Source organism: Aquitalea sp. FG25 (assembly GCF_057809375.1).
On sequence record NZ_JBMDJV010000005.1, the window covers coordinates 154920 to 180727 of the forward strand.

Sequence of the window (25808 nt, forward strand, 5' to 3'; positions counted from 1 at the left end):
GCGCCGCTGGCAAACCAGATTCAGCGGCAGCAAACACGATGGTTTGCGCCCTACCCGTCATAAGGAAACCGCATGTCCCGCAATCTCGAACTGTTTGAACGTGGCAAGAAAACCATCCCCGGCGGTGTCAATTCGCCGGTACGTGCCTTTGGCTCGGTGGGCGGCACGCCGCGCTTTGTGAAAAAGGCGCTGGGCGCACACTTCTGGGATGCCGATGACAAACAGTACATCGACTACATCGGCTCCTGGGGCCCGGCCATCGTCGGCCACGCCCACCCCACCGTGATCAAGGCAGTGCAGGATGTGGCGGTGGATGGCCTGTCCTTTGGCGCGCCCACCGAAGCGGAAATCGAGATTGCCGAGGAACTCTGCAAGCTGCTGCCCTCGGTGGAGCAAGTACGTCTGGTGTCCTCCGGCACCGAAGCCACCATGAGCGCCATCCGTCTGGCCCGTGGCTTTACCGGCCGTGACGCCATCGTCAAGTTTGAAGGCTGCTACCACGGCCACTCCGACAGCCTGCTGGTCAAGGCCGGTTCCGGTCTGCTGACGTTTGGTAATCCTTCTTCCGGTGGTGTCCCGGCTGATTTCACCAAGCACACCCTGGTGCTGGAGTACAACAACGTCGAGCAGCTGGAACGCACGTTCAAGGAAATCGGCGACCAGATCGCCTGCGTCATCCTGGAGCCGATTGCCGGCAACATGAACCTGATCAAGCCGTCGGCAGAATTCGTGCAAACCCTGCGTGCCCTCACCGAAAAACACGGCACGGTGCTGATCTACGATGAAGTGATGACCGGTTTCCGTGTTGATCTGGGCTGCGCCCAGGCACTGCACGGCGTCAAGCCGGACCTCACCACCTTGGGCAAGGTGATTGGCGGCGGCATGCCGCTGGCTGCCTTTGGTGGCCGCGCCGACATCATGGGCTGCATCTCGCCGCTGGGTAATGTGTATCAGGCAGGTACCCTGTCCGGTAACCCGGTGGCCGTGGCTGCCGGGCTCACCACGCTGAAGCTGATTCAGGAACCGGGCTTCCACGCCACCCTCAGCCGCCGCACTGCGCGTCTGGCGCAAGGCCTGGCCGAAGCCGCCAAAGAAGCCGGTGTCTCCATGGTGACTGACAGCGTGGGTGGCATGTTCGGCATCTACTTCTGCGATGCCGTACCCACCAGCTACGCCCAGGTAACAGCTTCCGACCGCGAACGCTTCAACCGCTTCTTCCACGCCATGCTGGATGAAGGCGTGTACCTGGCACCGTCGGCCTACGAAGCCGGTTTTGTCTCCATCGCCCACACCGACGACATCATCGAACAGACCATCGCCGCCGCTCGCCGCGCCCTGGCGCGCATCTGAACGACGGGATGTGCTGATTGACCGGACAGCCGCCTGTGGGCGGCTGTTTTCATTTACCGACTGCCTGCCTCGCAGACGGCCAGATACCGCCATCAGCGCTGCTGCTTGCTGACAGCTCAGGCACAATAGCGGGCTGTTCCACCTTGTTATCGCCCCATGAATCCCATTCCCTCCCAGCGCCTGGCCTGGCGCATTCTGGCCAATGAAGCCGGTATCCGCCTCACCCCCTGCATCCAGCAATGGGAGGACGCTGGCTGGAGCCGTGGCCGCGTGCTGCCGCTGGGGCGCTTGCTGGATCAGGCCGATGGCTGGGACTGGCTGAGCGCGCAGGACCGCTTGGTAATCCGCCAGCTTGAGCGCACGCATCAGCTGGCGGATGGCAGCAGCCTGGCCGAGCTGGATGGCGAAGCCGCCCTGCCCTTGCTGCTGGGTCATCCGGCGCTGTTCTGGGAAGAACAGCCCAATCAGCCGGTCACGCTGGAAGCCGGGCAGATCAGCCTGCTGCTGCAGCGCCAGCAACAGCAAATGGTGCTGCAACTGAGCCCGCCCGGCATTGCCGCCTGCCAGCATTGCCTGTGGCAACGCAGTGGTGCCAACAGCCTGTTGGTGTACTGGCCGGGGCCGGAAATCCGCCAGCTGGCCGCGCTGCTGGGCCATCGTTTGAGCGTGCCCGTGGCCGCGCGCAAAAAGCTGCTGGAGGCCATTGGCGACATGGTGCCGTGGCTGCCGGTGGAGCTGGTGGAAGCGGATGATGGCGCGGACCTGCCCGTCATGCCAGCCGACCCGCGCCTGTTTGCCGTACTGGTGCCATTGCCGGAAGGCTTGCGCCTGCAACTGCGCTGCCGGGTGGCCGGGCAAGCGGCCTGGTATCCGCCGGGGCGCGGGCCATGGCAGCAGGTAGCGTTGGAACAGGGCCAGGCCATCCGTTTTCAGCGTCAGTTGACGGCAGAAAAACAAGCACTGGCGGCCTTGCTGGAGGATTGTCCGGCACTGGCAACCGCCCGCCCCGACCCGGATGGCGTGCTGCAATGGCTGCTGGCCAATCAGCAACAGGCCCTGCAAGTGGTGCAGCAATTACAGGCCATCAACCCGCAGCGGCTGGAATGTGTCTGGCCGCAAGGCCAGCGCATGCGCATTCAGGCCCAGGCCGGGTTGCCGCAGCTACGTTTGAAGACCAAGCGCAAGAACGGCTGGCTGGAAGTGACCGGCGAAGTACAGGTGGATGAGGACCGGGTACTGCAACTGCGCCAGTTGCTGGAAGCACTGGCCAATCAGCCCGGCCAGTATCTGCGACTGTCCGAGCAGGACTGGCTGGCCCTGTCCGACAGCTTACAAGCCAAGCTGCAGCAATTGGCCCGGCTGGCCGATCATGCGGTGGCTGACGGCTTGCGCCTCAGCCTGCTGGCCGCCCCGCTGCTGGCCGGGCTGAGTGAGGACATCGGTCAATTCGACGGCGACGCTGGCTGGCAGCAGCTGTTGGCACAGCGCGACAGCCTGCGAGCCTTCCAACCCGAGGTGCCGGCCACGCTGCAAGCCAGCTTGCGGCCTTATCAGCTGCAAGGCTTTGCCTGGTTGTCCCGGCTGGCGCATATCGGTGCCGGGGCCTGTCTGGCCGACGACATGGGGCTGGGCAAGACAGTGCAAACCTTGGCGCTGCTGCTCAGTCGTGCGCATCTGGGCCCGCAACTGGTGGTGGCACCTACCTCGGTGGCGCTCAACTGGCTGGCCGAGGCCGCCCGCTTTGCCCCCAGCCTGCGTTTGCGCTCTTATCAACAGCAGCGCGACTTATCCACAGTCGGGCCGCAAGACTTGGTGATTGCCAGTTACGGCCTGCTGCAATTGCAGGCGGACGACTTTGCCGAGGTGCACTGGGCCAGCGTGGTGCTGGACGAGGCGCAGGCCATCAAGAATGCCAATACCAAACGCGCGCAGGCGGCACAAAGCCTGCGCGCGGATTTTCGCCTGGCCGCCAGCGGTACGCCGGTGGAAAACCATCTGGGTGAGTTGTGGAGCCTGTTCCGCTTCATCACGCCCGGTTTGCTGGGCAATGAGGATAAATTCCAGCAGCGCTTTGCCCAGCCCATTGCCGAGGGCGACGAAGAAGCGCGCGCCACGCTCAAGGCGCTGATCCAGCCTTATCTGTTACGCCGCACCAAGGCCGAAGTGCTGACCGAGCTGCCACCGCGCACCGACATCACCCGCCGCATTGCGCTGTCCGAACAGGAGCTGCATGTGTACGAAGCCATGCGCCAGCAGGCGCTGCAAAAGCTGGCCGAGGTGGACAGCCAGGACAAGAAAACCATGCAGGTGCTGGTTGAGCTAACCCGCTTGCGCCGCTTTTGCTGCCATCCGGCGCTGTTGCAGCCGGACACCGCCCTGCCCGCCAGCAAGTTTGCCTTCTTCTGCCAGTTAATGACCGAGCTGTTGGATAACGGCCACAAGGCGCTGGTATTCAGCCAGTTTGTCGATCATCTGGCCCTCGCCCGGCAATGGCTGGATGAACAAGGCATTGCCTACCAGTATCTGGACGGCGCCACACCGGGCAAGCAACGCAAGGCACGCATGGATGCCTTCCAGGCTGGCGCGGGCGAGGTGTTTCTGATCAGCCTGAAAGCCGGTGGCACCGGACTTAACCTCACCGCAGCGGACTATGTGATTCATCTGGACCCGTGGTGGAACCCGGCGGTGGAAGACCAGGCCAGCGACCGCGCCTACCGCATGGGCCAGCAGCGGCCTGTCACCGTGTATCGGCTGGTGGCGGAAAACACCATCGAAGAAAAAATTGTCGCCCTGCATGCAGAAAAACGCGCACTGGCCGACAGCCTGCTGGAAGGCGGAGACCTGGCTGCCCGGCTGGATGGCGAGGCGCTGCTTGCTTTGTTGCATGCCCACTGATACTTGTTTTGCTCAATATCCTATGTGAATATTCAAATTCTTATTCATTTTGGATAATAAAATGCTGCGTAAATTATTGCTTGCCAGCGTGTTGGCGACACTGGCCGGATCGGTGCTGGCCGATTCCATTGCCAATACGGCGTCGGAGAAAATTTCGGTAGGTGCAGTTTCGGTCGTGGTCGCTCCCGCAGCCAGTATCGCCGCTAGTGCCACCGGGCGCGGGGAATCTGCCCTGGGGCCGGTGCTGGCGGTGACGGGTAGTGGCTATGTGATTGTTGGGCTGGTTGAAGGCTCGGGCGATGTCATCAAGCTGACGCTGGAGTCGGTGCAGGGTGGGGCCAAACTATCGGTGGAATTGTCGCGCAGCACGGTCAAGGCTTCCGGCGCAGCCATCGGCAGCGCGGTACAGGTTACGGCCACCGCCAGCGGCACCCTGCTGGTGGTGTCTGGCAAGGTGCTGGCCTTTATCCCCAACAAACTGGGCGAAGCCCTGCTGGAGCATAGCCGTGTCCCGTCGTGAAACTTGCTTGAAATGGCTGCTGGTCGCAGCGTGCTGCCTGCCATTACTGGCCCATGCCGGCCAGGCGTGTGAAGAGAAACCGCTGACGCCGGAAACCTTCCGGCTGGCCATGCAAACCGCCGAACAGTTGCAGACCAAGCTTAATGAAGTGGACAGCAATGTGGTGGTGGTAGGGCGCATGGGGCAGGACTTGTCCAAATACGGCCTGCGCTATACGCATTTTGGCATCATGTTCCGCCCGGAAAGCGGCGGGCGCTGGCGGGTGGCCCATTTGCTGAACGAGTGCGGCACCGATCGCTCCGACTTGTGGTACGAGGGCCTGGGTAATTTCTTCCTCGACGATATGTTCCGCTTCGATGCGGTGCTGCTGGTACCGCCGCCGGCAGTGGTTGACCGGCTGTTGCCACAGCTGCAGGCCGGTCGTCCCTTGCGTGCTCTGCACTCACCCCGTTACAACATGGTGGCCTACCCCTTCTCCACGCGCTACGAAAATTCCAATACCTGGGTACTGGAAACGCTGGCAGCGGCATCCACCACCGAAACACGGATCAGTAGTCGCGAACAGGCGCAGATGTGGCTGAAGCTGAACGGTTATCAGCCAAGCGAAATGAATATCGGCCCGATGACCCGGCTGGGTGGCCGCATGTTCAAGGCCAATGTGGCGTTTGACGATCATCCTAATGAATTGCGTTATAAAGACCGCATCCAGACGGTGTCGGTGGATTCCATCATCCACTTCTTCGATGAACGCAATGAAGGCTGGAAAATCATCGAACTGCCCGGCCCGCAAGCGCGCCGTTTCTAAGCCTGCAGGATTGCGCTAGTGGCTGAACTGCTGAAACAGCCGCTTGCGCAATTCGGCAATACCGCTGCCCACCGCTGAGGACAGGCGGCTGTATTGTGATGGCCCTACTGCCAAGGCTTCGCTGGCAGCATCAAACTGGCCCTGGTTGATGAGAGCAGCCACTCGCGCTGCTTCCAGGTGGAAGTCGCGATGGTTATTCACCAATTGTTGGAACGCCGCATACTGACAGCAATTGACACGACCCTCTCCTCGCAGCCAGCGGCCCAGTTCGCAACCACATTCATCGGCAATTTGTGCGCAATCCAGCTGCCTGCCCTCCAGCATGGCCATGCGCAGTTCCAGCTTCATTTCAAAATGGAGCAGCAGGGCATCTTCAAGATTCATGCCTATTTCTCCGCAATCACGACCCCGAGCTGTCAATATAGACAGGTGGAATCCATCAATGCCAGCCCGGATTCAAGTCCGGTCGGCACTTAGCGGTGCCAGGACTGGCTGGTGGTGCGCAATAGCTGCTGTCGGCTGACTGTGCCTGCCTGGGCTGCCTGGGCTGCCTGCATGAAGCCATCCAGCGAGATTGCCGACGGCCAGTCTGCGGTGGTGGTGTGCCATTGCTGCAGCCGGTCAATGCGAAAATGCCGGTAGTCTTGCCGCAGCAGGCACCAGGCGGCCAGGGTCCAGCGGTCGCCCCAGAAAAACAGCCCCAGTGGCAATACACAGCGTTGGCTGTGCTGCCCTTGTTCATCCTGATAAGTCATGGCGACTGCTTGTCTGTGCAAAATGGCAGCGCGCAAGCTGCTCAGGCGTTCACAGGGGTAGTCGTGATGTTGTGGCACAAACAGGGGGGCTGGTGTGAGAACCGCCGAGCCTAATACCGCATGGATCTTGGCCAGTGCCCCTGCGGCAGCCTCGGCGGTGGCAGGGTCGGCCCAGCCGGCCAGCATGCGCGCACCTACTTCCAGCGCGGCCAACTCCTCAGCAGAAAAGCTCAACGGTGGCGGGGTGAAGCCTTGTTCCAGCCAGTAGCCCTCACCGGCTTCGCCATTGACCGGCGCGCCGCTGCCGAGCAAGTCGGCCATGTCGCGGTAAACGGTACGGGTGGATATCTCCAGCCACTCCGCCAGTTGGGCCGCCGTGGTGCGGCGGCGGCCACGCAGCAGGTGCAGGATTTGCAGCAAACGGTCGGCGCGGCGCATGGAGTGTGCTTTCTGAACCCAGTGTGTTTAAGGTGTAACCGGGCTGCACAGCTCCAGCAGCATGCCGTCCGGGCAGCGCAGGAAAGACACCGTCTGCCCCCAGGGTTTGACTTGCGGCGCGGCCAGCTCGCTGGCGCCAGCAGCCAGTGCCGCCTGGTGTGCCGCCATCACGTTATCAGTTGCCAGGGCAATTTCCACGCCTAGCGGCAGCGCACCATCATCGGTGAAGCGAAAGCCTGCGGGATGATTGCTCAGCGCCAGCGCCTTGCTGGCAAAGGACAGCGTGGTGTTGCCGGTATCCAGCTCGCTATAGTCGCCTTCCGGGGTGAGAAAGCGCCGTGAGAAGCCGAATGCTTCTTCAAAAAAAGCTAGCGAGCTGGCGACATCCGCCACGTAAACAATGGTGTAGGCAAATTTCATTCTGCTTCCTTTGCTGAGGTGGTGCAGGGTGCTTGTTCACGTGCCAGTGCGATGACTCTGGCGATGGCCTGCCGTGCTTGCGGGCTGTTATGCCAGCAGCTGGAGCCAAGCGCTTGCGCCACTTGCCAGGTGATGTCGGCAGCTTCCTGGCCAGCCAGTTGGCTCAGGCTGCTAAAGCCGATCTGTTCCAGCCGGGCGATGACGGTTGGGCCAACCCCTTTGAGTGCCAGCAGTTGCTGGCGTTCCTGCGCAGAAAATGGCATGGAGCTGCTCCGGTTGTACTGGCTGGCAAGTGGCGTATGACGACTGCCAGCCAAGCGGGAATGAGCATGATATCTGCTAGCAGACTTGCCTGCCTCAGGGTTCCACATGCAGGCCGATGATATTGCCCTCGCTGTCTTCCAGCAGCGCGATATCGCCATTGCCGTCTTCCAGCGTGGTGATGGGCAGCAGCACCTTGCCGCCAGCCATTTTCACCAGCTCCAGCGTGGCGGCCAGATCCGGCCCGCCATCCAGATAAATGCGACAACCCTGGCCACCGGCCGGCAGGCGCGGGCTGGCCATGATGCAGCCGGAACTATCGGGAAACACGGCGATGCGGTCGTTCATGCAGTCTTCCTGTTTCAGCTGCAATTGGAATACCTGCTGATAAAAGGCAACGGCACGATCAAAATTGGCGGCGGGGATTTCAAACCAGTGAATCAGCGACATGATGAGGCTCCGAAAAGGGCGACGGCGGGGTTGCCGTGTCCACAGCATGCGCGCCCCCTGCTGACAGCATAGTGTCAGTAGCTGGTGGCATGGTGGGCAGTGGGCGCAAAAAAGCCACCGCTTGGCAAATGCGGTGGCTGATGGCGCTGCCCAGAGCCTGTCTGGCTACTTGGCGCGGCTGACAAGAGCGCAGTGTTCCTGGGGCAAGGAGCCGCCACAGGGTTTTGTCAGTTGCGCTCAGTCCAGCTGGCCGGCCAGTGCGGCCAGCACCCGCGCGCTGGTGGCCTGCGGATGCGCGGTGATGCGCAGCATGTGGCGTACCGCCGGGTGTTGCGGGCGGTGAATGGCCACACCGCTTTGCAGCAGATGGCGCTGGATGGCCTCGGCCTGTTGGGCATCCGGATAGGCGACGCAGACGAAATTGGTATGCGATGGCAGCGGCGTCAGGCCCTGGTCGTACAAGGCATGGCTGAGGTGATGGCGCAGGGTGATGGTTTGTGCCACCAGCTTGCGCGAGTAGTCCGGGTCGTCCAGCACAATCTGGGCTGCGGCCTGGGCAATGCTGGACAGCGCGTATTGCGGGCGGATCTGATCGGCCTTGGCGATGATGTCGGCACTGGCGATGGCGTAGCCCACGCGCAGCCCGGCCAGCGCATAGGCCTTGGACAGGGTACGCAGGCGCAGGGTGTGCGGCAGGATGCCGGCAGGCGGTGCATCCGCCGCTTCAGTGCAGAAATCCACATAGGCCTCATCCAGCAGCAGCAGGGTGTGCGGTGGCAGCGCAGCGCGCAAGGCGCAGATATCCTCGGCCTGCCAGTAATAGCCGGTAGGGTTGTCCGGATTAGCCAGATACAGCACCGACGCATGCTCGGCGCGCGCTACTTCGGCCAGCCGGGCCAGGTCGGGCCGCATGTGCTGGCCACGCTGGCAATAGGGCACTTCCAGCACGCGCGCGCCCACGCCCTCAGCAAAGTAGCGGAAGCTGGGGTAGGTGCCTGCAGTGGTGACCACGGCATCGCCCGGATTACAGGTAAGCCGCAGCGCCAGCAGAATCAGGCTGTCAGCACCGGTGTCGAACAGCACTTCCGCCGGGCTGACGCTGTTGAGTTTGGCCGCCCGTTCGCGCAGTGCGTGGGCGTAAGGATCGGGATACAGCCTGGCCATTTCCGCCAGCACCTTGCCCAGTTCACCAGCCAGTGGCGACACCGGATCCGGCAGGCTTTCATTGGAGCCGATACGGGTTTTGATGCGATGCCCGAGCGCGGTTTCCAGTTTCACGATACCGGGAAAGGGGTTGATGATGGTGTGGTGTTCCAGATGGCGGGCAAAACGGGTCATGGCAGCTTTTCGTCCTTCGGGCAGCTTATTCTGGATGAAGACCGGCGGGTGACAAATCACCAAATCAGCTAACGATAGTCTCCCGCCGGGCTGGCGCGGCGCGCGGGCCACGCAGTGTAGCGGTAAACCCGCCAGCCGCCGGATCCGGTCGGGTAAAAAGCAGAAAAACCGTTGTTACTGGGCCGGGCGTGCCTGTGCCGCCGGTGCTGAAGCATAGGTATGGGCCCCTTCCTGCTTGGGCAGGAAAAGATTGCCTTTATAGCCACAGGCAGTCACGACAAGGCTCAGGGCAAGGCAGGTCAGCATGGTTCGCAGCATAAAAGGCAGTCCGATGTGGCAAAATCGGCAGTCTAGCACACCGCAATTCAAGGAAGAGACGACATGAACGAAAGCGAATTTCTGGATGTGACCGATCGTATTTTCAGCCGCATCGAAGATGCCATTGACGACGCCGGTCTGGATGCCGACTTTGTTACCAATGGCAATGTGCTGGAAATCGAGTTCGACGATGGCAGCAAGATTGTGGTGAACCGCCATGCTGCCAATCAGGAACTGTGGATCGCGGCCAAGAGTGGCGGTTATCACTTTGCCCACCAGGACGGCCAGTGGCTGGCAGCACGCGACGGTGCCGAATTCTTCAGCACACTGAAAACCGCCATTGCCCAAGCCTGTGGCCAGCCTGGCCTGGTGCTGGATATCTGATGGATGCCGCCTGGCTGGCCCTGGGCGGGCTGGTGGTCTCGGCGTTTACCTCGGCCACCATTTTGCCGGGCAATTCGGAAGTGGTGCTGGCGGCCTTCCTCTACAAATGGCCGGACTGGCTGTGGCCAGCCTTGCTGCTGGCCACGCTGGCCAATACCGCAGGCAGTGCCACCAGCCTGTGGCTGGGACGACGGGCCCCGCGCAAGGAACTATCGCCAAGGCTGCAACGCTGGTTTGCCCGCTTTGGCCCGGCGGTGTTGCTGCTGTCCTGGGTGCCGCTGATTGGTGACGCCCTGCCGCTGGCGGCAGGCTGGCTGCGGCTGCCGTGGCTGGCCAGCATGCTCTGGCTGACCACAGGCAAGGCCCTGCGCTATCTGGTGCTGGCCTGGGGGGTGCTGGCATTTGCTCACGGCTGAGCAGAAACAAGGGGTTGGCGCAGGCCGCGCTTGAGGGTTTACAATTCAGGCAATTCTTCTTTCGAGCTTCCATGAGCCAACATATTCCCCGCAAACGCTTTGGCCAGAACTTTCTGCAAGACGCCAGCGTGATCGAAAACATCGTGCATGCGGTCAACCCGCAGCCGGACGATGTGGTGATCGAAATCGGCCCCGGTCTGGGTGCCATCACCAAACCGCTGCTGGACCGCCTACCTCATCTGCACGTGGCAGAAATCGACCGCGACATCATTGCCCGGTTGAAAAAGGAATTCCCGCCGGAACGCCTGACCATCCACGAAGGCGATGCACTCAAGTTCGACTTCGGCTCCATCACTGATGGCGCGTTCAAGATTGTCGGCAACCTGCCCTACAACATTTCCACCCCGCTGCTGTTTCACCTGGCCAGCTTTGGCCAGCGTGTGACCGACATGCACTTTATGTTGCAAAAGGAAGTGGTGGACCGCATGCTGGCCGAGCCTTCCACTACCGATTTTGGTCGGCTGACGGTAATGCTGCAGTACCGCTTTGAAATGGAACTGGTGCTCAATGTGCCGCCGGATGCCTTCTGGCCGCCGCCGAAGGTGGATTCCGCCGTGGTGCGCATGATTCCGGCACCGGGCCGTTGTGGTGTGGCCAAGAGTGAGCAACAACTGGAAGAGCTGGTTACCAAGGCCTTCTCCCAACGCCGCAAGACCCTGCGCAACAATCTGAAAGGTGTGCTGGAACTGGCCGATTTCGAGGCACTGGGCATCGATCCGGGCCTGCGGCCGGAAAACCTGGCGGTGGAGGATTTTGTCCGGATGGCGAACCACCTGGCAGGCTGAACTGTCGCAACAAATTGACAAGTGCAGCCCTGCCGCTTGCACTTGTTGCAGTGCCACTTGCATTACTGCGGCCTCTGGCAGCAGAATCGCAAACTTTTCACCCCCGGCCAAAACGGGGGGAAAACACAGGGAGAACCGCCCATTGCAAGAGGCGGTGACTGTAAGCAGGATGTCCGCGATGGACTGACGGGATGGCAAACGGGGGTTTGCCAGCAGCACCCGCAAGTCAGGACCGGGTCCTGTTGCTGGATAATCCAGCCTATAACAGCAGCAGTGCCTGCGGCCTTCAGGCTGAGGGCAGTGAATCTATCAAGGACCCCAGGAGAAACCAATTATGAAGCTTTGCACCCGTCTTATTTGCGCAGCAACCCTGGCCGCACTGGCCAGCACCCCGGCCATGGCCGCCGAACTGACCGGCACCCTGAAAAAAATCAAGGATTCCGGCGTCATCGTGCTGGGCAACCGCGATGCCTCCATCCCTTTCTCCTACTACGACAATAACCAGAAGCCCATTGGCTACTCGGTTGACCTGGCCAACAAGGTTGTCGACGCAGTGAAGAAAGAGCTGAAAATGCCGAACCTGCAGGTCAAGTACAATCTGGTGACCTCGCAAACCCGTATCCCGCTTGTACAAAACGGTACTGTCGATCTGGAATGCGGCTCCACCACCAATAACGCAGAGCGCCAGAAGCAAGTGGCCTTCTCGGTGGGTATCTTTGAAATCGGCACCCGCCTGCTCACCGCCAAGACTTCCGGCGTGAAAGACTTTGCCGACCTCAAAGGCAAAAACGTGGTAACCACCGCCGGTACCACCTCCGAGCGCCTGCTCAAGTCCATGAATGCTGACAAGCAACTGGGCATGAACATCATTTCCGCCAAGGACCATGGCGAATCCTTCCTGATGCTGGAATCCGGCCGTGCTGTTGCCTTCATGATGGACGACGCCCTGCTGTACGGCGAAATGGCCAAGGCCAAGAATCCTGCCAACTGGGTGGTGACCGGCAAGCCGCAGTCCTTCGAGATCTACGGCTGCATGCTGCGCAAGGACGACGCTGGCTTCAAGAAGGTGGTGGACGATGCCATCAAGGCCACCTACAAGTCCGGCGAAGTGAACAAGATTTACGCCAAGTGGTTCACCAGCCCGGTTCCGCCCAAGGGCCTGAACCTGAACTTCCCGATGTCTGAAGTGGTGAAGGAACTGATCGCCAAGCCAACCGACAAGGCCGCCGAATAAGCGATCCCTCCCTGTAGTGCAGATGCATGAGCCGGCCTGGGCCGGCTCAATTGCTGTGTGCCTGTTCCCCTGTCCTGCTTATAGCTATAACGGCAGCACGGGGGCGGCAGCTTTGCATCTGCATTTTCTGCCTGCACGCTGCAGGCAGGGACTTCATCCCTCAGTCCTGCCTTCCCGGTTCGGGAAGGTGTGCGGCTGTCGGCAGCAGGCGCGTGTGCCTGCTTGCATCAGGAGAACACTATGAATTACCACTGGGATTGGGGCATTTTCTTCAAGTCCACCGGTGTCGGCAGCGAAATCTACCTGAACTGGTTTGTGTCCGGTCTGGGCTGGACCATTGCCGTGGCACTGGCGGGCTGGATCATCGCCCTCGCGCTCGGTTCGGTGCTGGGCGTAATGCGCACCTTGCCGGGCAAGCTACTGCCCACCATTGCCACCAGCTATGTCGAGTTGTTCCGCAACGTACCGCTGCTGGTGCAGTTGTTCATCTGGTACTTCCTGGTACCGGATTGGCTGCCCACGCCGCTGGAAATGTGGTTCAAGCAAGGCATCAGCCCGGCCACCTCTGCCTATCTGTCGGTGGTGGTGTGCCTGGGGCTGTTTACTGCCGCTCGGGTGTGCGAGCAAGTGCGTACCGGCATTCAGGCCCTGCCGCGCGGGCAGAACAATGCGGCGCTGGCCATGGGCTTTTCCACGGCACAGACTTACCGCTTTGTGCTGCTGCCACAGGCTTTTCGCATCATCATTCCGCCGCTCACCAGCGAGTTTCTGAACATTTTCAAGAACTCCTCGGTGGCGTCCTTGATCGGCCTGATGGAACTGCTGGCACAAACCAAGCAAACCGCTGAGTTTTCCGCCAACATCTTTGAAGCCTTCACCCTGGCCACGCTGATTTATTTTGTGCTCAACATGAGCCTGATGGGCTTCATGGCCTGGGTGGAAAAGCGGGTCCGTATTCCTGGCATGATGGGAGGTAGCAAATAATGGCACTCGATTTCAGCCAGATCATTCCCTCCCTGCCCGGCCTGGCCGACGGCATGGTGCTCACCCTCAAGCTGCTGGTGATGGCAGTGGGCGGCGGCGTGGTGCTGGGCACCCTGCTGGCACTGGCGCGCCTGTCGGACAACCTGTTGCTGTCACGGTTGGCCAAGTGGTATGTCAATTATTTCCGTTCCATCCCGCTGCTGCTGGTCATTTCCTGGTTCTACCTGGTGGTGCCGATGGTGCTCAGCTGGATCACCGGTGATTTGACCCCGGTGGGGGCCTTTACCTCTTGCTTGGTGGCCTTCGTGATGTTCGAAGCGGCGTATTTCTCCGAAATCGTCCGCGCTGGTATCCAGTCCATCTCCCGTGGGCAGATCAATGCCGCCTACGCACTGGGCATGACTTACAGCCAGGCCATGCGGCTGGTGATCCTGCCGCAGGCCTTTCGCAAAATGATGCCACTGCTGCTGCAGCAAAGTATCATCCTGTTTCAGGACACCTCGCTGGTGTATGCGGTAGGCTTGATGGACTTCCTCAACACCGCCCGTTCCAAGGGCGATATCGTGGGTTTACCGCATGAATTCCTGCTGTTTGCCGGAGCGGTTTACTTCGTGATCAGTTTTGGCGCGTCGCAATGCGTGAAGCGTCTGCAAAAAAGGTTGGCGGTATGAGCGCGATGATTAGCATCAACAATGTAAGCAAGTGGTATGGCGATTTTCAGGTGCTGACCGATTGCACCACCGGCGTCAAAAAAGGCGAAGTCGTGGTGGTGTGCGGCCCGTCCGGTTCCGGCAAGTCCACCCTGATCAAGTGCGTCAATGCACTGGAACCCTTCCAGAAGGGCGACATCATTGTCGACGGCATTGCTGTGGGCGACCCGAAAACCGACCTGCCCAAGCTGCGCAGCCGTGTGGGCATGGTGTTCCAGCACTTTGAGCTGTTCCCGCATTTGTCGATCACCGAAAACCTGGCCATTGCCCAGGTCAAGGTGCTGGGCCGCAGTCAGGAAGAAGCACGCGACAAGGGCCTGAAGCTGCTGGACCGGGTTGGCCTGAAAGCCCATGCCCACAAATTCCCCGGCCAGTTGTCCGGTGGTCAGCAGCAGCGTGTGGCCATTGCCCGTGCCTTGGCGATGGACCCGATTGCCATGCTGTTTGACGAGCCCACCAGTGCGCTGGACCCGGAAATGATCAACGAAGTGTTGGACGTGATGACCGAGCTGGCCCAGGAAGGCATGACCATGATGTGCGTAACCCACGAAATGGGCTTTGCCCGTCGTGTGGCGCATCGTGTCATCTTCATGGACAAGGGTGCCATCGTGGAGGACTGCGACAAGGACGCCTTCTTTGGCGATATCAATGCCCGTTCCGAGCGCGCCCGCCAGTTTCTGTCCAAGATTCTGCAGCACTGAGACATCAGCCTGCAGTACCGAAAACCCGGTCCAGGCCGGGTTTTTTCATGGACATCCCGGCGCTGAGTCAGCCCTTGATGACAGGAGAATTCAGCTCTTGCCGCGCACAGATGACACTATCTGCTTTATTAGTTGATAATTATTACAAGTGATGTAATCATAAATGTATTATTGACGGAGTAAAATCCCTGCCACGCTCTCTGCTACGGACCTACACTGACACTAGTGTCAACGATTTGCTGTCAGGTCCCTCCATGTATTCGACCCGCTATCTCGGGCGACAGCCCATTGTCGATGCCAACCAGCAACTGGTGGCATATGAACTGTTGTTCCGCTCTAGCCAGGCCAATGTCGCACGGGTTAACGACGATGTCATGGCCACCACGGCGGTGATCCGCCATGCCTTTGTCGACCTGGGTGTGGGTGAAGTGCTGGGAGACCGGTTGGGCTTCATCAATGTGAGTGACACCCTGTTGATGGATGACCTGCTGGATGTTTTGCCCTGCGACAAGGTGGTGCTGGAAATCCTGGAAACGGTCAAGGTCACCCCGGCCTTGCTGGAAAGGCTGGCCGATCTGCGCTGCAAGGGCTTCAGGCTGGCGCTGGATGATGTCATCGAACTGGATGACGACCGGCGAGCCCTGTTGCCTCTGGTGGACATCGTCAAGATAGATCTGGCTGCCCTCACCTTGTTGCAGTTGCGGGAGCTGGTGGTACAGCTGGCCGGTTTCTCCGGCATTCTGCTGGCGGAGAAGGTGGACACGGTGGAGCAGTTTGCCCTGTGTCGCGAGCTGGGCATCCAGTGGTTCCAGGGCTATTTCTTTGCCCGGCCCACGGTGTTGTCCACCCGCCAGGCCAATGCCAGCCAGCACGCCATGCTCAGCCTGCTGGGCTTGCTGATGAGTGATGCCGACAATGAGGAGCTGGCTCAGGCACTGAAGCTGGCACCGGATGTGGTGTTGATGCTGATGAAGCTTAGCACCACGGCCTCTGCGGCAACGCGCCGGCCAGTATCGTCGGTGCAGGAGGCCATCATGGTGCTGGGGCGAGCCAAGATAAAGCGCTGGTCCATGCTGCTGCTGTTTGCCAGCAATGCCACCAATATCGAACCTCAGCGCAATCCGCTGCTGGAGCTGGCCGCCACGCGCGGGCGCATCATGGAGCTCTTGGCCGAAGCCTGTTATCCACAGCGGCGCGATGTGCAGGACTGCGCCTTCATGATCGGCATGCTGTCATTGGTGGATGTGCTGGTTCAGCAGCCCAAGGCCGAGGTGATTGCCAGCTTGCCGGTGGATGACATCCTGAAGGAAGCGGTACTGGAAGGCCGGCATGTGCTGGGCGAATTGCTGCGCGTGACCGAATCGCTGGAGAACGAGGTGGAGCCTCAACTTGCAGGTTACGACCCGGAAATGTTGATGCGGGTGCAGACCCAGGCGCTGGACTGGGTCAACAGCATGTGGAAATGACGCTGCCCCTGCCCGCGCTGATCTAGTCACCCTCCTGGTCATGCAGCCGGCTGAGAAAGCCCTGTACCCGTTCGTTATCCCTGGGCAGCCATTCCAGGATCTCATGCAGCATGCGGTCGTATTCGGCCACATCCTGGTTCTTCTTGCGCAGCTGTTCCCGTACCCGCAGCAAAATGGCACAAGCATTCATGCCGGTACGCTCGTTGTACAGGCGCATGGCCATTTCATGCAGCATATGGCCTGCTTCGGCGGCACGGCCCTCGGTGGTCAGCTCTACTGCGCGGTTACTCTGTTCCTGCAATTCGGCATAGGCATGTTCGATCCGCTCGCTGCAGTGCGGATGCTTGCGCGCAATCTCTTGCAGCGTGGCCAGTTCGTGCCGGCTGTAGGCAAAGCGCATGGTGATGGTGCGGGTCCAGTCTTCCAGCAGGGTCGGGTCGGGCAGGGTTTCCGGCAGGCGTACCACGGCTCCCAGAAAACGCTGGGCCGATTCAAAGTGCACAAACGGCTTGAGCAGATCGCCGGCGGCCTGCTTGAGCATGGCCAGCGCTTCTTCTGCCCGCTGTTGTACCAGCGCGGTCAGTGCTCGACAGGTCAGCAGGGTAAATTGGGCTTCCGGGCGATCGGCAAGACTAGCGCTGATTTCAGCCTGTAGACGGTCGATATGCTGGGTATTGCCGGTTTCGGAATAAGCCTGCAGCAGGTCGATCAGCACTTCCGGGCCGAAGAAATTGTTGTTGCGCCCGACTTCCACCGCACGTTGCAGGTATTGCGCGCCCTTTTCCGGGTCTCCGGAGCGCAGGGCTGCGGTGCCACAGCTTTTGAGGCGATGAAAATTGCGCGGCGAAATACTGACTGCCTTTTCCAGCACATCAACGGCCTGCGCATACTGCCCTTCGTCGATCAGGTTCTGCGCCAGCAAGTCGTAGGCATCGGTATAAAGCGGCGCATCCTGGATGATTTCCTTGAGCAGCGCACTGGATTCGCCCTGCATGCCCTGGTCGGCCTGGATGCGTGCCACACCCATTTTGGCCCACGGAATCACTTTGCTTTCCAGCAACTCCTGGTAGATGTGCAGCGCTTCACCCTGGCGGCCTTCCGTCACCAGCAGTTCGGCACACAGGCGGTTGGCATCAATGCGGTTGGCGGTGCCCGGTGCGGCTGCCACCAGCTGCTGCAAGGTGCTGATGGCGGCTGAGCGGTTGCCCTTTTCCAGTAGTTCGTGGGCGGGTGCCAGATACATCTTGCGCTTGTGGGCATTGTTCATGCGGGTAAGCAGCAGGTTGGAATTGAAAGGCTTGAGGATGTAGTCGTCCGGGGCCATTTCGGCTGCAGCCACCACGCGCTCGTATTTGCGCTCGCCGGTAATCATGATCCAGATGGTGGACAGCGGCAGCGACCCGGTTTTGCGTAGCGCTTCCAGCAGCTCCTGGCCATCCATGCCGTCGCCCAGATTGTAGTCGCACAGCACAACATCAAAGCGTCGCCCTTTCAGCCTGGCGCGCCCTTCGGCGGCGCTGCTGACGGCATCAGAGCGGGTAATCCCCGCCATGGACAGCATGGTACGCAGGCCCTGACGCACGGTAAGGGAATCCTCAATGATGAGGACGGTAGTGTTTTCGTCGAAGTACATCTGTTATTTTCCAGTCGCCCGTGCAGGTGGCTCAGCCTGGGCGTAATGCCAGCGGCTCAGACGATGTTCAGATGATCGATGCCATCCAGCGGGTCGCGTCCTTTCGAGCTTTCGCTGTACAGCTTGATCTTCAGGCGCAGGTCGTTGATGGAGTCGGCATTGCGCAGCGCATCTTCGTAGCTGATGTAGCCGGCCTCGAACAGATCGAACAGCGACTGGTCGAAAGTTTGCATGCCGGACTCGCGCGCACGGCTCATCACTTCCTTGAGGCTGGCAATTTCGCCCTTGAAGATCATGTCAGAAATCAACGGCGTATTGAGCATGATTTCCACCGCCGCCACCCGTCCGCGCCCGGTCTTGATCGGCAACAGGCGCTGCGAAATGATGGAGCGCATGTTCAGCGACAGGTCCATCAGCACCTGCTGGTGACGCTCTTCCGGGAAGAAGTTGAGGATGCGGTCCAGGGCCTGGTTGGCATTGTTGGCATGCAGCGTGGCCAGGCACAGGTGGCCGGTTTCAGCAAACTGCAGCGCATAGCCCATGGTTTCCCGGTCGCGGATTTCCCCCATCAGGATTACATCCGGTGCCTGACGCAGGGTATTTTTCAGGGCAACTTCCCAGTCTTCGGTATCCACGCCTACTTCACGCTGGGTGACAATCGACTTCTTGTGCTGATGCACGTATTCGATCGGATCCTCGATGGTGATGATGTGATCCTGGTTATGGCTGTTGCGCCAGTCCACCAGGGCTGCCAGCGAAGTGGATTTACCTGAGCCGGTACCACCAACAAAAATCACCAGCCCGCGCTTGATCAGCGCGATGTCCTGCAATACCTCGGGCAGGTTCAGCTTGTCGAAGGTGGGAATCTCGGTATTGATTTTGCGCAGCACCATGCCGGCACAGCCCTGCTGGATGAAGGCGCTGACCCGGAAGCGCCCGATGCCCGGCGGGTTGATGGCGAAATTGGCCTCTTTCTTCGACTCAAACTCTTCCGTCTGCCGGTCATTCATTACCGAGCGCACCAGTTCCTTGGTGTGCTGGGCTGACAAGGGCTGCGGTGCCACCGGGGTGATCTTGCCGTCTATCTTCATGGCGGGCGGAAATTCCGCCGAAATGAAAATGTCCGAAGCGTTCTTGCCCACCGCATGCTTGAGCAGATCGTGAATGAATTTTGATGCCTGGTCTTTTTCCATGATGGCCATCCGGTAAGGCTAGCGTGCCTGCTTTAGTTTAGAACGCATCCTTGGATGCTGCTTTCTGGCGAGCCTCGTTTGGCGTAACAATATTGCGCCGTACCAGCTCCTGCAGACACTGGTCCAGCGTTTGCATGCCGTGCTGCTGGCCGGTCTGGATCATCGAGTTGATCTGGGCGATTTTATTTTCGCGAATCAGATTGCGGATGGCCGGCGTGCCGATCATGATTTCATGCGCTGCCACCCGGCCATTACCGTCCTTGGTTTTCAGCAGGGTTTGGGAGATCACCGCACGTACCGATTCGGACAGCATCGAACGCACCATTTCCTTTTCCCCGGCCGGGAATACGTCGACGATACGGTCGATGGTTTTTGCTGCTGAGCTGGTATGCAGGGTGCCGAACACCAGGTGGCCGGTTTCGGCTGCCGTCAGCGCCAGGCGGATGGTTTCCAGATCGCGCAATTCACCCACCAGGATGACATCCGGGTCTTCACGCAGTGCCGAACGCAGGGCATTGGAGAAGCTGTGGGTCTGCAAGCCCAGTTCGCGCTGGTTGATCAGCGATTTTTTACTTTCGTGCACAAATTCGATCGGATCTTCCACCGTGAGAATGTGCGAATAGTTGTTCTCATTGACAAAGTCCACCATCGCCGCCAGCGTGGTGGACTTACCGGAACCGGTCGGGCCGGTCACCAGTACCAGGCCGCGCGGGTAGCTGGAAATATCCTGGAAAATCTTGGGCGCACCCAGCTGTTCCAGTGTCAGCACCTTGGACGGAATCACACGGAACACCGCGCCCATGCCTCGGTTCTGTAGGAAAGCATTCACCCGGAAACGGGCGATGCCGGGTAATTCAAAGGAAAAGTCGCATTCGAATTCGTCTTCGAAAATCTTGCGCTGATAGTCATTCATGATGTCGTACACCATATCGTGCACATCATGGTGATCCAGCGGCGGCAGGTTGATGCGACGCACATCGCCATGCACCCGGATCATCGGAGGCAGACCTGCGGACAGGTGCAGGTCAGATGCCTTGTTCTTGACGGTAAAGGCCAAGAGCTCGGAAATTTCCATTTATAATTTCTCCACGATTACCCGGCAGCGGGCATGACGCTAACGTTTTTTTGCGATTGTAAGCGCAAGCCGTTGCAAAAGGATATGTAGATAGCAATAGAGGCAGCGGTCCCGCCATTTTCGTTGTAGAGAGCGCCCGCCTGCGCCACAAGGAGCAATATGAGCGATTCCATCGCACAGGCCATTACCGATGTCTGCCAGCGCATCCGTGCCGCCGAGTCCGCCGCAGGCCGGCAGGCCGGCAGCGTGCGTCTGCTGGCCGTCAGTAAGACTTTTCCTGCCAGCGCCGTGCAGGAAGCTTATGCCACTGGCCAGCGCGCCTTTGGCGAAAACTATGTGCAGGAACTGCAAGCCAAGGCCAGCGCGCTTGCCGGGCTGGATATCGAGTGGCATTTCATTGGCCCCTTACAGTCCAACAAAACCCGCATCGTGGCAGAAAATGCCCATTGGGTGCACTCCATCGAGCGGCTGAAGATTGCCCAGCGCCTGTCCGAGCAGCGTCCGGCAACACTGCCGCCCCTGCAGGTCTGTGTGCAAGTCAATGTGTCCGGTGAAGACAGCAAGAGCGGTTGCGCACCTGCCGAAGCCAGGGCATTGGCCCATGCCGTGGCAGCACTGCCGAATCTGCAGCTGCGTGGCCTGATGTGTATTCCCGAGCCGACTGAGGATGCCGAAAAGCTGGCTGGACAATTTGCCCTGCTGCGCCAGTTGCAGGATGAATTGCGCGAAGACGGACTCACATTGGATACTGTATCCATGGGAATGTCTTCCGACATGGCGCAAGCCATCGCGGCAGGCAGCACCATGGTGCGGGTAGGCACTGCCATTTTCGGTGCCCGCCACTATCATGCATAACATCAGCAACCGGACAGCAGGACTGTCCGGGCATGGCAATAGAGATCAAGAGGAAAAACAGGCAATGCAGATTACCTTTATCGGCGGCGGCAACATGGCCACGGCCATCATCGGCGGACTCCATCAGCAAGGCGGCCATCGCATTCATGTGGTGGACCCGAACACCGCCAAGCTGGCCGACTTGAGCCGTGACTTTGGCGTGACAACAGCCAGCGACCTGCCGGCGCAACTGTCGGCGGATGATATCGTGCTGCTGGCGGTCAAGCCGCAGCAGCTGAAAGAGGTCTGCCTGGCGCTGGCACCACGCCTGAATGGCGGCATGGTATTGTCGATTGCCGCCGGCATCCGCTGTGATGCCTTGAGCCGTTGGCTGGGCAGCCAGCGCATTGTGCGCGTGATGCCCAATACCCCGGCGATGGTGGGCAAGGGCGTATCCGGCCTGTATGCCGGCAGCGGCGTCAGCGCGGAAGACCGCAGCAATGCCGAAACCATCATGCAGGCCGCCGGTATTACGGTATGGCTGGACAAGGAAGAAGGCATAGACGACATTACCAGCGTTTCCGGCAGTGGCCCGGCCTATGTGTTCTACTTTATCGAAAGCATGATTGAAGCTGCCGAGCAGGCTGGCTTTGCTGCCGACGAAGCACGCCGGCTGGTGCTGGCCACCTTTGATGGCGCCGTAGAACTGGCCCGTCAGAGCCCGCTGCCGGTAGCCACCCTGCGCACCAATGTCATGTCCAAGGGCGGCACCACCGAACGTGCCATCGCCCGTTTCGAAGCCGAAGGCGTCAAGGCTGCCATCATCGCCGGTGCCAAGGATTGCCGTGACCGCTCTATCGAAATGGGCCAACAACTCAGTCAGGATTAAAGCTTCATGTTTCTGGAAACCGTGCAATTTCTGATCAAGACCATCGCCGACCTGTTTGTACTGGTTCTGCTGTTGCGTTTTTACCTGCAAGTGGCCCGGGCGCCGTTCAAGCACCCGCTGTGCCAGTTTGTCATGGCCGCCACCAATTTTGCTGTGCTGCCGCTGCGTAAGCTGGTGCCATCGCTGCGCGGCTATGACAGCGCCACCATGCTGCTGGCCTGGCTGGTAAGCATGGTTTCCAGCGTCATCATTCTGTCGCTCAATCCAATGTACAGCCTGGCGGCACCAGAAACCTGGCTGGCGCTTACCCTGCTGGCTATTCTGGATGTGTTCAAGCAGTCGCTCACCCTGTTGATGGGGGCGGTCATCGTACAGGCGGTCATGAGCTGGGTGAATCCGTACAATCCGCTCAGCCCCATTCTGGATGCGCTTACCCGCCCCTTTCTGCGTCCCTTCCGCCGCGCCACGGTGGGAGGGGTCGATCTGTCGCCACTCATTCTCTTCCTGATCATTCAGGTCATCCTGATGTTGCCGGTCCAGTTTTTGGAAAGCAGCTTCTTGATGCAACTCAAAGTGGTGATGCAGTAAATGTGTTTATTTGTCAGGCTCTGTCATATCTGAAAAGATGTAGAGACATTTCCTCAATGATCTGGAGAATCGTGATGAAGAAAATGCTGCTTGCTGCCCTGCTGCTGGGTACTGCTGCCGCTCCGGCCATGGCCAATCTGGCACTGGCACAAAAGAACAACTGCCTGTCCTGTCACGCAGTGGACCACAAGGTGGTAGGCCCGGCTTACAAGGACGTGGCCAAGAAGTACGCTGGTGACAAAGGTGCAGAAGCCAAGCTGATCGCCAAGGTAAAAGCGGGTGGTTCCGGTGTGTGGGGCCCGATCCCGATGCCGCCAAATGCCCAAGTCAGCGACGCCGACGTCAAGACTCTGGTGAAGTGGATCCTGTCGCAGAAATAAGCGCGGATGATCGTTCCAAGGCGGCTTCGGCCGCCTTTTTCATGTGACAAGCTTGTTACCCGCCGCGATTGGCGCTATACCGAGTGTCAGCAGCGGGGCGAGCCGGAGAAGGGAATTGTAGCTGGCAGTTGCACAAATCCGATACCGTGGGTAATCTTCTTCGCCTGTCTGCCAACTCTCATGCTGGAAGCACCAAAATTATGGCCAAGCTGACCGAACAAGATATTCTCAACTGGGAAGGCGATGATTACATGAACGCCGACCATCTTGAGTTCTTCAAAGACCGGTTGTTGCAGATGCAGCAGGAGTTGTTGATCAACGCCAATGCCACTGCCAACCATCTGCAAGAGCAAGAAGCCACCCCGGATCCCGCCGACCGGGCTACGCTGGAAGAAGAGTATGCACTGGAACTGCGTACCCGCGACCGTGAACGCAAGCTGCTGCAGAAAATCCAGGCCTCCATCCGTCAGATTGACGACGGCTCCTATGGCTTTTGTGAAGACACTGGTGAACCCATCGGCCTGCGCCGCCTGATGGCCCGTCCGACCGCTACCCTGTCGGTGGAAGCGCAGGAACGTCGCGAACGGATGAAGCGCCAATACGCAGACTAAGCCTGCACGGCATTCTGCCTCTACAAAGCGTCATCGCCTTGCGATGGCGCTTTTTGTTTTTTGCCAGGGCTTGCCATTGACACAAGGGCTTGTCGGCCTTGGCTGGTACGGGTATCTTGCTGCTATGCAAGGTAAAAACGATATCAGCTAGGGACAAACATGCAACGCCAGACCGACGACGTCAGAATCAGCGAAATCAAGGAATTACTGCCTCCGATTGCCCATCTGTACGAACTGCCCATCACCGAAACCGCTTCCGAAGTCATCTACACCGCCCGCAAGGATATTGCCGCCCTGCTGCGTGGCGAGGATGACCGTCTGCTGGTGGTGATCGGTCCCTGTTCGATCCATGATCCCGAAGCTGCCATCGAATACGCGCGCAAACTCTCCTCCCTGCGCAACAGCCTGGCCGGCGAGCTGGTGGTGGTGATGCGTGTCTACTTTGAAAAGCCGCGTACCACCGTGGGCTGGAAGGGGCTGATCAACGACCCGCACCTGAACGAATCCTACGATATCAATACCGGCTTGCGCATGGCACGTCGCCTGCTGCTCACGCTCAACGACATGGGCATTCCGGCAGCCACCGAATTCCTCGACATGATCACCCCGCAATACTTTGCCGACCTGATCAGCTGGGGTGCCATTGGCGCACGTACCACCGAAAGCCAGGTTCACCGCGAGCTGGCCTCCGGCCTGTCCTGCCCGGTGGGCTTCAAGAACGGTACTGACGGCAATCTGAAAATTGCCGTGGATGCCATCCGCTCCGCCAGCGTGTCGCACCACTTCCTGTCGGTGACCAAGACCGGTCATTCCGCCATTGTTTCCACCGGTGGCAACCCGGATTGCCATGTCATCCTGCGTGGTGGCAAGGAACCGAACTACTCTGCCGAGCACGTGCGGGCCGCCGCTGCCGAATTGGCTGCCGTGGGTCTGCCGCAAAAGCTGATGGTGGATTTCAGCCATGCCAACAGCCGCAAGGACTACCGTCGCCAGATGGAAGTGGCCGACGACGTGGCTGGCCAACTGGCAGCCGGTGATCAGCATATCTTCGGCGTGATGGTGGAAAGCCATCTGGCAGAAGGCCGTCAGGACCTGAAGCCGGGCTGCGAGCTGAAATACGGCCAAAGCATCACCGATGCCTGTATCGGTTGGGACGATACCGAAAAGCTGCTTACTACGCTGGCCGATGCCGTTAAGGCACGTCGTGCCAAGCTGGGTGTTGTTGGCGGCAAATAAGCCAACCCGAACCTGCCATGAAAAACGCTGCCATCGGCAGCGTTTTTTCTTGGTGGAATGTCAATCAGCCACTCAAGGAGGGCGTACTGCCCGACATCAACCGGCCTGCAGGGCCACTTCCGGCTCATGCGGAGCGGCATGCCGCCGCACCGCCCAGGCCACCCCACCCAATAGCAGCAGCATGGATGCCAACTCCAAGGGGTGTGGCCAGCGTTGCAGCCAGGCAAAGCCGTACAGCAAGGCAAACAGGGTTTCAAACACGATCAGCTGCCCGGAAAGCGTGGGCGGCAGCCGCCGTGCGGCGGCATACCACAGCGCATTGGCCAGCCAGGAGCCACCCAGGGCGCAGCCGGTGGCCGCCAGCCAGAACAGCTGCCACTGGCTGTTGCTTACTGCATGGCTGACCATGGGCAGGCCCAGCCAGTGGCCCGCCAGCCACAAGGCCCCGCCCATGATGCCCGTTACCATGCCCAGCAGGCAGGACCACTCATGACTGTCAAAGCAGGGCCGCTGGCGCAGATAGCGCGCATTGCTGGCGGCAAACCAGCTCCAGCTGGCCAGCGCACCCAGTGCGGCCAGTACGCCCAGTGCCCGATCAAGCAAGGAAGCATCATTGGCTCGGCTCAGGGCAAAGGTGTCGATATTGATGCAGATAATTCCGGCCAGCACCATGGCCAGCGGCCAGGCCAGCTGACGCAGCGACAGGGCCCCTTCGTCTTTCAGCCCCAATAGGGTGATGGTGACCGGTAGTACGCCGACAATCAGCGAGGCTGGCGCAATGCCCACCAGCTGGATGGCGGCTGCTAGCAAAATGAAGTACAGCAGATTACCCACCAGGGACAGCATGGCCAGCATGCGCAGATCCCTACCCTGCAACTTGGCCTTCAGACGGCGGGCCAGCGGCAGGGCCAGTAGCAGCGAGATGACGCCATACAAGGTAAAGCGCACCGCGCTGAGCAACCAGGGGCTGAAGGCCGGCAACACCTGCGGCACCATCAGCACCAGGCCCCATACTGCACCGGCCAAGCCGGCATAATGCACTCCGCGTCTCATGTCTTTCTTCCCTGCACTGGCTAACA

Annotated in this window: 29 protein-coding genes; 18 read left to right on the forward strand and 11 right to left on the reverse strand. The window is 59.9% G+C overall.

From position 1 onward, the window contains the following. Nucleotides 1-72: 72 nt before the first annotated feature. The 4 genes from hemL (at nucleotide 73) to ACODR9_RS06805 (ending at nucleotide 5570) form a co-directional block, all read left to right on the forward strand. Complete coding sequence (gene hemL / locus ACODR9_RS06790; protein WP_488808364.1) at nucleotides 73-1350, forward strand: glutamate-1-semialdehyde 2,1-aminomutase; 1278 nt, start codon at nucleotides 73-75, stop codon at nucleotides 1348-1350. A 156-nt stretch (nucleotides 1351-1506) separates the two neighbouring features. Beyond that, the gene (locus ACODR9_RS06795) at nucleotides 1507-4245 is read left to right on the forward strand and encodes a DEAD/DEAH box helicase (protein ID WP_488808365.1); all 2739 of its coding nucleotides are present in this window, start codon (nucleotides 1507-1509) and stop codon (nucleotides 4243-4245) included. Nucleotides 4246-4306: 61 nt separating this feature from the next. Continuing rightward, nucleotides 4307-4765, forward strand: coding sequence for a hypothetical protein (locus ACODR9_RS06800; RefSeq protein ID WP_488808366.1), 459 nt, complete (start codon nucleotides 4307-4309; stop codon nucleotides 4763-4765). Next, nucleotides 4752-5570 (forward strand): DUF2145 domain-containing protein, encoded by an 819-nt coding sequence (locus ACODR9_RS06805; RefSeq protein ID WP_488808367.1) that lies wholly within the window; start codon nucleotides 4752-4754, stop codon nucleotides 5568-5570. Before ACODR9_RS06800 ends, ACODR9_RS06805 begins: the two co-directional genes overlap by 14 nt. A gap of 15 nt (nucleotides 5571-5585) precedes the next feature. Here ACODR9_RS06805 and ACODR9_RS06810 read toward each other — a convergent pair whose 3' ends face one another. The 7 genes from ACODR9_RS06810 to lptM form a co-directional block, all read right to left on the reverse strand. After that, nucleotides 5586-5954 carry a CZB domain-containing protein gene (locus ACODR9_RS06810; protein ID WP_488808368.1) on the reverse strand — a complete coding sequence of 123 codons (369 nt, stop codon included), beginning with the start codon at nucleotides 5952-5954 and terminating at the stop codon, nucleotides 5586-5588. Nucleotides 5955-6043: 89 nt separating this feature from the next. Then, the gene (locus ACODR9_RS06815; protein WP_488808369.1) at nucleotides 6044-6763 is read right to left on the reverse strand and encodes a helix-turn-helix transcriptional regulator; all 720 of its coding nucleotides are present in this window, start codon (nucleotides 6761-6763) and stop codon (nucleotides 6044-6046) included. A gap of 27 nt (nucleotides 6764-6790) precedes the next feature. Further along, complete coding sequence (locus tag ACODR9_RS06820; RefSeq protein ID WP_488808370.1) at nucleotides 6791-7183, reverse strand: VOC family protein; 393 nt, start codon at nucleotides 7181-7183, stop codon at nucleotides 6791-6793. Beyond that, nucleotides 7180-7446, reverse strand: coding sequence for a recombinase RecA (locus tag ACODR9_RS06825; RefSeq protein WP_488808372.1), 267 nt, complete (start codon nucleotides 7444-7446; stop codon nucleotides 7180-7182). The genes ACODR9_RS06820 and ACODR9_RS06825 overlap by 4 nt, the downstream gene beginning before the upstream one ends. Nucleotides 7447-7540: 94 nt before the next feature. After that, nucleotides 7541-7894: a VOC family protein gene (locus ACODR9_RS06830; RefSeq protein WP_488808374.1), complete on the reverse strand. Its 354-nt coding sequence runs from the start codon at nucleotides 7892-7894 to the stop codon at nucleotides 7541-7543. A 237-nt stretch (nucleotides 7895-8131) separates the two neighbouring features. Beyond that, nucleotides 8132-9232, reverse strand: a complete 1101-nt coding sequence (locus ACODR9_RS06835; RefSeq protein ID WP_488808376.1) for a pyridoxal phosphate-dependent aminotransferase — start codon at nucleotides 9230-9232, stop codon at nucleotides 8132-8134. A 174-nt stretch (nucleotides 9233-9406) separates the two neighbouring features. Further along, nucleotides 9407-9550, reverse strand: a complete 144-nt coding sequence (lptM, locus tag ACODR9_RS06840; protein WP_488808378.1) for an LPS translocon maturation chaperone LptM — start codon at nucleotides 9548-9550, stop codon at nucleotides 9407-9409. 63 nt (nucleotides 9551-9613) lie between these two features. Here lptM and cyaY point away from each other — a divergent pair, with 63 nt between their 5' ends. The 8 genes from cyaY to ACODR9_RS06880 all read left to right on the forward strand — a co-directional run bounded on the left by cyaY (nucleotide 9614) and on the right by ACODR9_RS06880 (nucleotide 16290). Continuing rightward, nucleotides 9614-9934, forward strand: coding sequence for an iron donor protein CyaY (cyaY, locus tag ACODR9_RS06845; RefSeq protein WP_488808380.1), 321 nt, complete (start codon nucleotides 9614-9616; stop codon nucleotides 9932-9934). Next, nucleotides 9931-10350 carry a YqaA family protein gene (locus tag ACODR9_RS06850; RefSeq protein ID WP_488808433.1) on the forward strand — a complete coding sequence of 140 codons (420 nt, stop codon included), beginning with the start codon at nucleotides 9931-9933 and terminating at the stop codon, nucleotides 10348-10350. Before cyaY ends, ACODR9_RS06850 begins: the two co-directional genes overlap by 4 nt. A gap of 71 nt (nucleotides 10351-10421) precedes the next feature. Further along, on the forward strand, nucleotides 10422-11195 hold the full coding sequence (rsmA, locus tag ACODR9_RS06855; RefSeq protein ID WP_488808382.1) for a 16S rRNA (adenine(1518)-N(6)/adenine(1519)-N(6))-dimethyltransferase RsmA: 774 nt from the start codon (nucleotides 10422-10424) through the stop codon (nucleotides 11193-11195). 334 nt (nucleotides 11196-11529) lie between these two features. Beyond that, the gene (locus ACODR9_RS06860) at nucleotides 11530-12429 is read left to right on the forward strand and encodes a glutamate/aspartate ABC transporter substrate-binding protein (RefSeq protein WP_488808384.1); all 900 of its coding nucleotides are present in this window, start codon (nucleotides 11530-11532) and stop codon (nucleotides 12427-12429) included. 240 nt (nucleotides 12430-12669) lie between these two features. Continuing rightward, a complete protein-coding gene (locus ACODR9_RS06865; protein ID WP_488808385.1) occupies nucleotides 12670-13413 on the forward strand; it encodes an amino acid ABC transporter permease in 744 nt (247 codons plus the stop codon). Continuing rightward, complete coding sequence (locus ACODR9_RS06870) at nucleotides 13413-14084, forward strand: ABC transporter permease subunit (protein ID WP_488808387.1); 672 nt, start codon at nucleotides 13413-13415, stop codon at nucleotides 14082-14084. The genes ACODR9_RS06865 and ACODR9_RS06870 overlap by 1 nt, the downstream gene beginning before the upstream one ends. Nucleotides 14085-14089: 5 nt before the next feature. Then, on the forward strand, nucleotides 14090-14824 hold the full coding sequence (locus ACODR9_RS06875; RefSeq protein WP_488808434.1) for an amino acid ABC transporter ATP-binding protein: 735 nt from the start codon (nucleotides 14090-14092) through the stop codon (nucleotides 14822-14824). A gap of 254 nt (nucleotides 14825-15078) precedes the next feature. Continuing rightward, the gene (locus tag ACODR9_RS06880) at nucleotides 15079-16290 is read left to right on the forward strand and encodes an EAL and HDOD domain-containing protein (protein ID WP_488808389.1); all 1212 of its coding nucleotides are present in this window, start codon (nucleotides 15079-15081) and stop codon (nucleotides 16288-16290) included. A 22-nt stretch (nucleotides 16291-16312) separates the two neighbouring features. Here the strand turns inward: ACODR9_RS06880 and ACODR9_RS06885 are convergent, their stop codons facing one another. Genes ACODR9_RS06885 through ACODR9_RS06895 form a run of 3 tightly spaced genes read right to left on the reverse strand, consistent with a single transcriptional unit; the run spans nucleotide 16313 to nucleotide 20191 of the window. Then, the gene (locus ACODR9_RS06885) at nucleotides 16313-17923 is read right to left on the reverse strand and encodes a response regulator (protein ID WP_488808391.1); all 1611 of its coding nucleotides are present in this window, start codon (nucleotides 17921-17923) and stop codon (nucleotides 16313-16315) included. Nucleotides 17924-17979: 56 nt separating this feature from the next. After that, nucleotides 17980-19116, reverse strand: coding sequence for a PilT/PilU family type 4a pilus ATPase (locus ACODR9_RS06890; protein WP_159880471.1), 1137 nt, complete (start codon nucleotides 19114-19116; stop codon nucleotides 17980-17982). Nucleotides 19117-19153: 37 nt separating this feature from the next. Next, nucleotides 19154-20191, reverse strand: coding sequence for a type IV pilus twitching motility protein PilT (locus ACODR9_RS06895; RefSeq protein WP_488808393.1), 1038 nt, complete (start codon nucleotides 20189-20191; stop codon nucleotides 19154-19156). A 159-nt stretch (nucleotides 20192-20350) separates the two neighbouring features. On the opposite strand from ACODR9_RS06895, the gene ACODR9_RS06900 reads away from it, so the two are divergent. The 6 genes from ACODR9_RS06900 (at nucleotide 20351) to aroG (ending at nucleotide 24729) form a co-directional block, all read left to right on the forward strand. Next, the gene (locus tag ACODR9_RS06900) at nucleotides 20351-21046 is read left to right on the forward strand and encodes a YggS family pyridoxal phosphate-dependent enzyme (protein WP_488808394.1); all 696 of its coding nucleotides are present in this window, start codon (nucleotides 20351-20353) and stop codon (nucleotides 21044-21046) included. A gap of 64 nt (nucleotides 21047-21110) precedes the next feature. Next, nucleotides 21111-21914: a pyrroline-5-carboxylate reductase gene (gene proC / locus ACODR9_RS06905; protein WP_488808395.1), complete on the forward strand. Its 804-nt coding sequence runs from the start codon at nucleotides 21111-21113 to the stop codon at nucleotides 21912-21914. A gap of 6 nt (nucleotides 21915-21920) precedes the next feature. After that, the gene (locus ACODR9_RS06910; protein WP_488808397.1) at nucleotides 21921-22502 is read left to right on the forward strand and encodes a YggT family protein; all 582 of its coding nucleotides are present in this window, start codon (nucleotides 21921-21923) and stop codon (nucleotides 22500-22502) included. Nucleotides 22503-22576: 74 nt separating this feature from the next. Next, a complete protein-coding gene (locus ACODR9_RS06915) occupies nucleotides 22577-22882 on the forward strand; it encodes a c-type cytochrome (RefSeq protein ID WP_488808399.1) in 306 nt (101 codons plus the stop codon). 200 nt (nucleotides 22883-23082) lie between these two features. Beyond that, nucleotides 23083-23493 (forward strand): RNA polymerase-binding protein DksA, encoded by a 411-nt coding sequence (gene dksA / locus ACODR9_RS06920; RefSeq protein ID WP_045845893.1) that lies wholly within the window; start codon nucleotides 23083-23085, stop codon nucleotides 23491-23493. Between the two features lie 159 nt (nucleotides 23494-23652). Then, complete coding sequence (gene aroG / locus ACODR9_RS06925) at nucleotides 23653-24729, forward strand: 3-deoxy-7-phosphoheptulonate synthase AroG (protein WP_488808401.1); 1077 nt, start codon at nucleotides 23653-23655, stop codon at nucleotides 24727-24729. A gap of 96 nt (nucleotides 24730-24825) precedes the next feature. Here aroG and ACODR9_RS06930 read toward each other — a convergent pair whose 3' ends face one another. Further along, nucleotides 24826-25782, reverse strand: coding sequence for a DMT family transporter (locus tag ACODR9_RS06930; RefSeq protein WP_488808402.1), 957 nt, complete (start codon nucleotides 25780-25782; stop codon nucleotides 24826-24828). Between the last annotated feature and the right edge of the window lie 26 nt (nucleotides 25783-25808).

Bases quoted from the DNA above. Each gene is read 5' to 3' on its own strand.
- ACODR9_RS06895 (WP_488808393.1), bottom strand. From the start codon at position 20,191: ATGGAAATTTCCGAGCTCTTGGCCTTTACCGTCAAGAACAAGGCATCT.
- ACODR9_RS06890 (WP_159880471.1), bottom strand. From the start codon at position 19,116: ATGGAAAAAGACCAGGCATCAAAATTCATTCACGATCTGCTCAAGCAT.
- ACODR9_RS06810 (WP_488808368.1), bottom strand. From the start codon at position 5,954: ATGAATCTTGAAGATGCCCTGCTGCTCCATTTTGAAATGAAGCTGGAA.
- ACODR9_RS06880 (WP_488808389.1), top strand. From the start codon at position 15,079: ATGTATTCGACCCGCTATCTCGGGCGACAGCCCATTGTCGATGCCAAC.
- ACODR9_RS06860 (WP_488808384.1), top strand. From the start codon at position 11,530: ATGAAGCTTTGCACCCGTCTTATTTGCGCAGCAACCCTGGCCGCACTG.
- ACODR9_RS06825 (WP_488808372.1), bottom strand. From the start codon at position 7,446: ATGCCATTTTCTGCGCAGGAACGCCAGCAACTGCTGGCACTCAAAGGG.
- ACODR9_RS06885 (WP_488808391.1), bottom strand. From the start codon at position 17,923: ATGTACTTCGACGAAAACACTACCGTCCTCATCATTGAGGATTCCCTT.
- ACODR9_RS06820 (WP_488808370.1), bottom strand. From the start codon at position 7,183: ATGAAATTTGCCTACACCATTGTTTACGTGGCGGATGTCGCCAGCTCG.
- proC (WP_488808395.1), top strand. From the start codon at position 21,111: ATGCAGATTACCTTTATCGGCGGCGGCAACATGGCCACGGCCATCATC.
- ACODR9_RS06795 (WP_488808365.1), top strand. From the start codon at position 1,507: ATGAATCCCATTCCCTCCCAGCGCCTGGCCTGGCGCATTCTGGCCAAT.
- ACODR9_RS06915 (WP_488808399.1), top strand. From the start codon at position 22,577: ATGAAGAAAATGCTGCTTGCTGCCCTGCTGCTGGGTACTGCTGCCGCT.
- ACODR9_RS06835 (WP_488808376.1), bottom strand. From the start codon at position 9,232: ATGACCCGTTTTGCCCGCCATCTGGAACACCACACCATCATCAACCCC.
- hemL (WP_488808364.1), top strand. From the start codon at position 73: ATGTCCCGCAATCTCGAACTGTTTGAACGTGGCAAGAAAACCATCCCC.
- ACODR9_RS06900 (WP_488808394.1), top strand. From the start codon at position 20,351: ATGAGCGATTCCATCGCACAGGCCATTACCGATGTCTGCCAGCGCATC.
- ACODR9_RS06865 (WP_488808385.1), top strand. From the start codon at position 12,670: ATGAATTACCACTGGGATTGGGGCATTTTCTTCAAGTCCACCGGTGTC.
- ACODR9_RS06830 (WP_488808374.1), bottom strand. From the start codon at position 7,894: ATGTCGCTGATTCACTGGTTTGAAATCCCCGCCGCCAATTTTGATCGT.
- rsmA (WP_488808382.1), top strand. From the start codon at position 10,422: ATGAGCCAACATATTCCCCGCAAACGCTTTGGCCAGAACTTTCTGCAA.
- ACODR9_RS06870 (WP_488808387.1), top strand. From the start codon at position 13,413: ATGGCACTCGATTTCAGCCAGATCATTCCCTCCCTGCCCGGCCTGGCC.
- ACODR9_RS06930 (WP_488808402.1), bottom strand. From the start codon at position 25,782: ATGAGACGCGGAGTGCATTATGCCGGCTTGGCCGGTGCAGTATGGGGC.
- cyaY (WP_488808380.1), top strand. From the start codon at position 9,614: ATGAACGAAAGCGAATTTCTGGATGTGACCGATCGTATTTTCAGCCGC.
- lptM (WP_488808378.1), bottom strand. From the start codon at position 9,550: ATGCTGCGAACCATGCTGACCTGCCTTGCCCTGAGCCTTGTCGTGACT.
- ACODR9_RS06815 (WP_488808369.1), bottom strand. From the start codon at position 6,763: ATGCGCCGCGCCGACCGTTTGCTGCAAATCCTGCACCTGCTGCGTGGC.
- ACODR9_RS06800 (WP_488808366.1), top strand. From the start codon at position 4,307: ATGCTGCGTAAATTATTGCTTGCCAGCGTGTTGGCGACACTGGCCGGA.
- ACODR9_RS06875 (WP_488808434.1), top strand. From the start codon at position 14,090: ATGATTAGCATCAACAATGTAAGCAAGTGGTATGGCGATTTTCAGGTG.
- aroG (WP_488808401.1), top strand. From the start codon at position 23,653: ATGCAACGCCAGACCGACGACGTCAGAATCAGCGAAATCAAGGAATTA.
- dksA (WP_045845893.1), top strand. From the start codon at position 23,083: ATGGCCAAGCTGACCGAACAAGATATTCTCAACTGGGAAGGCGATGAT.
- ACODR9_RS06910 (WP_488808397.1), top strand. From the start codon at position 21,921: ATGTTTCTGGAAACCGTGCAATTTCTGATCAAGACCATCGCCGACCTG.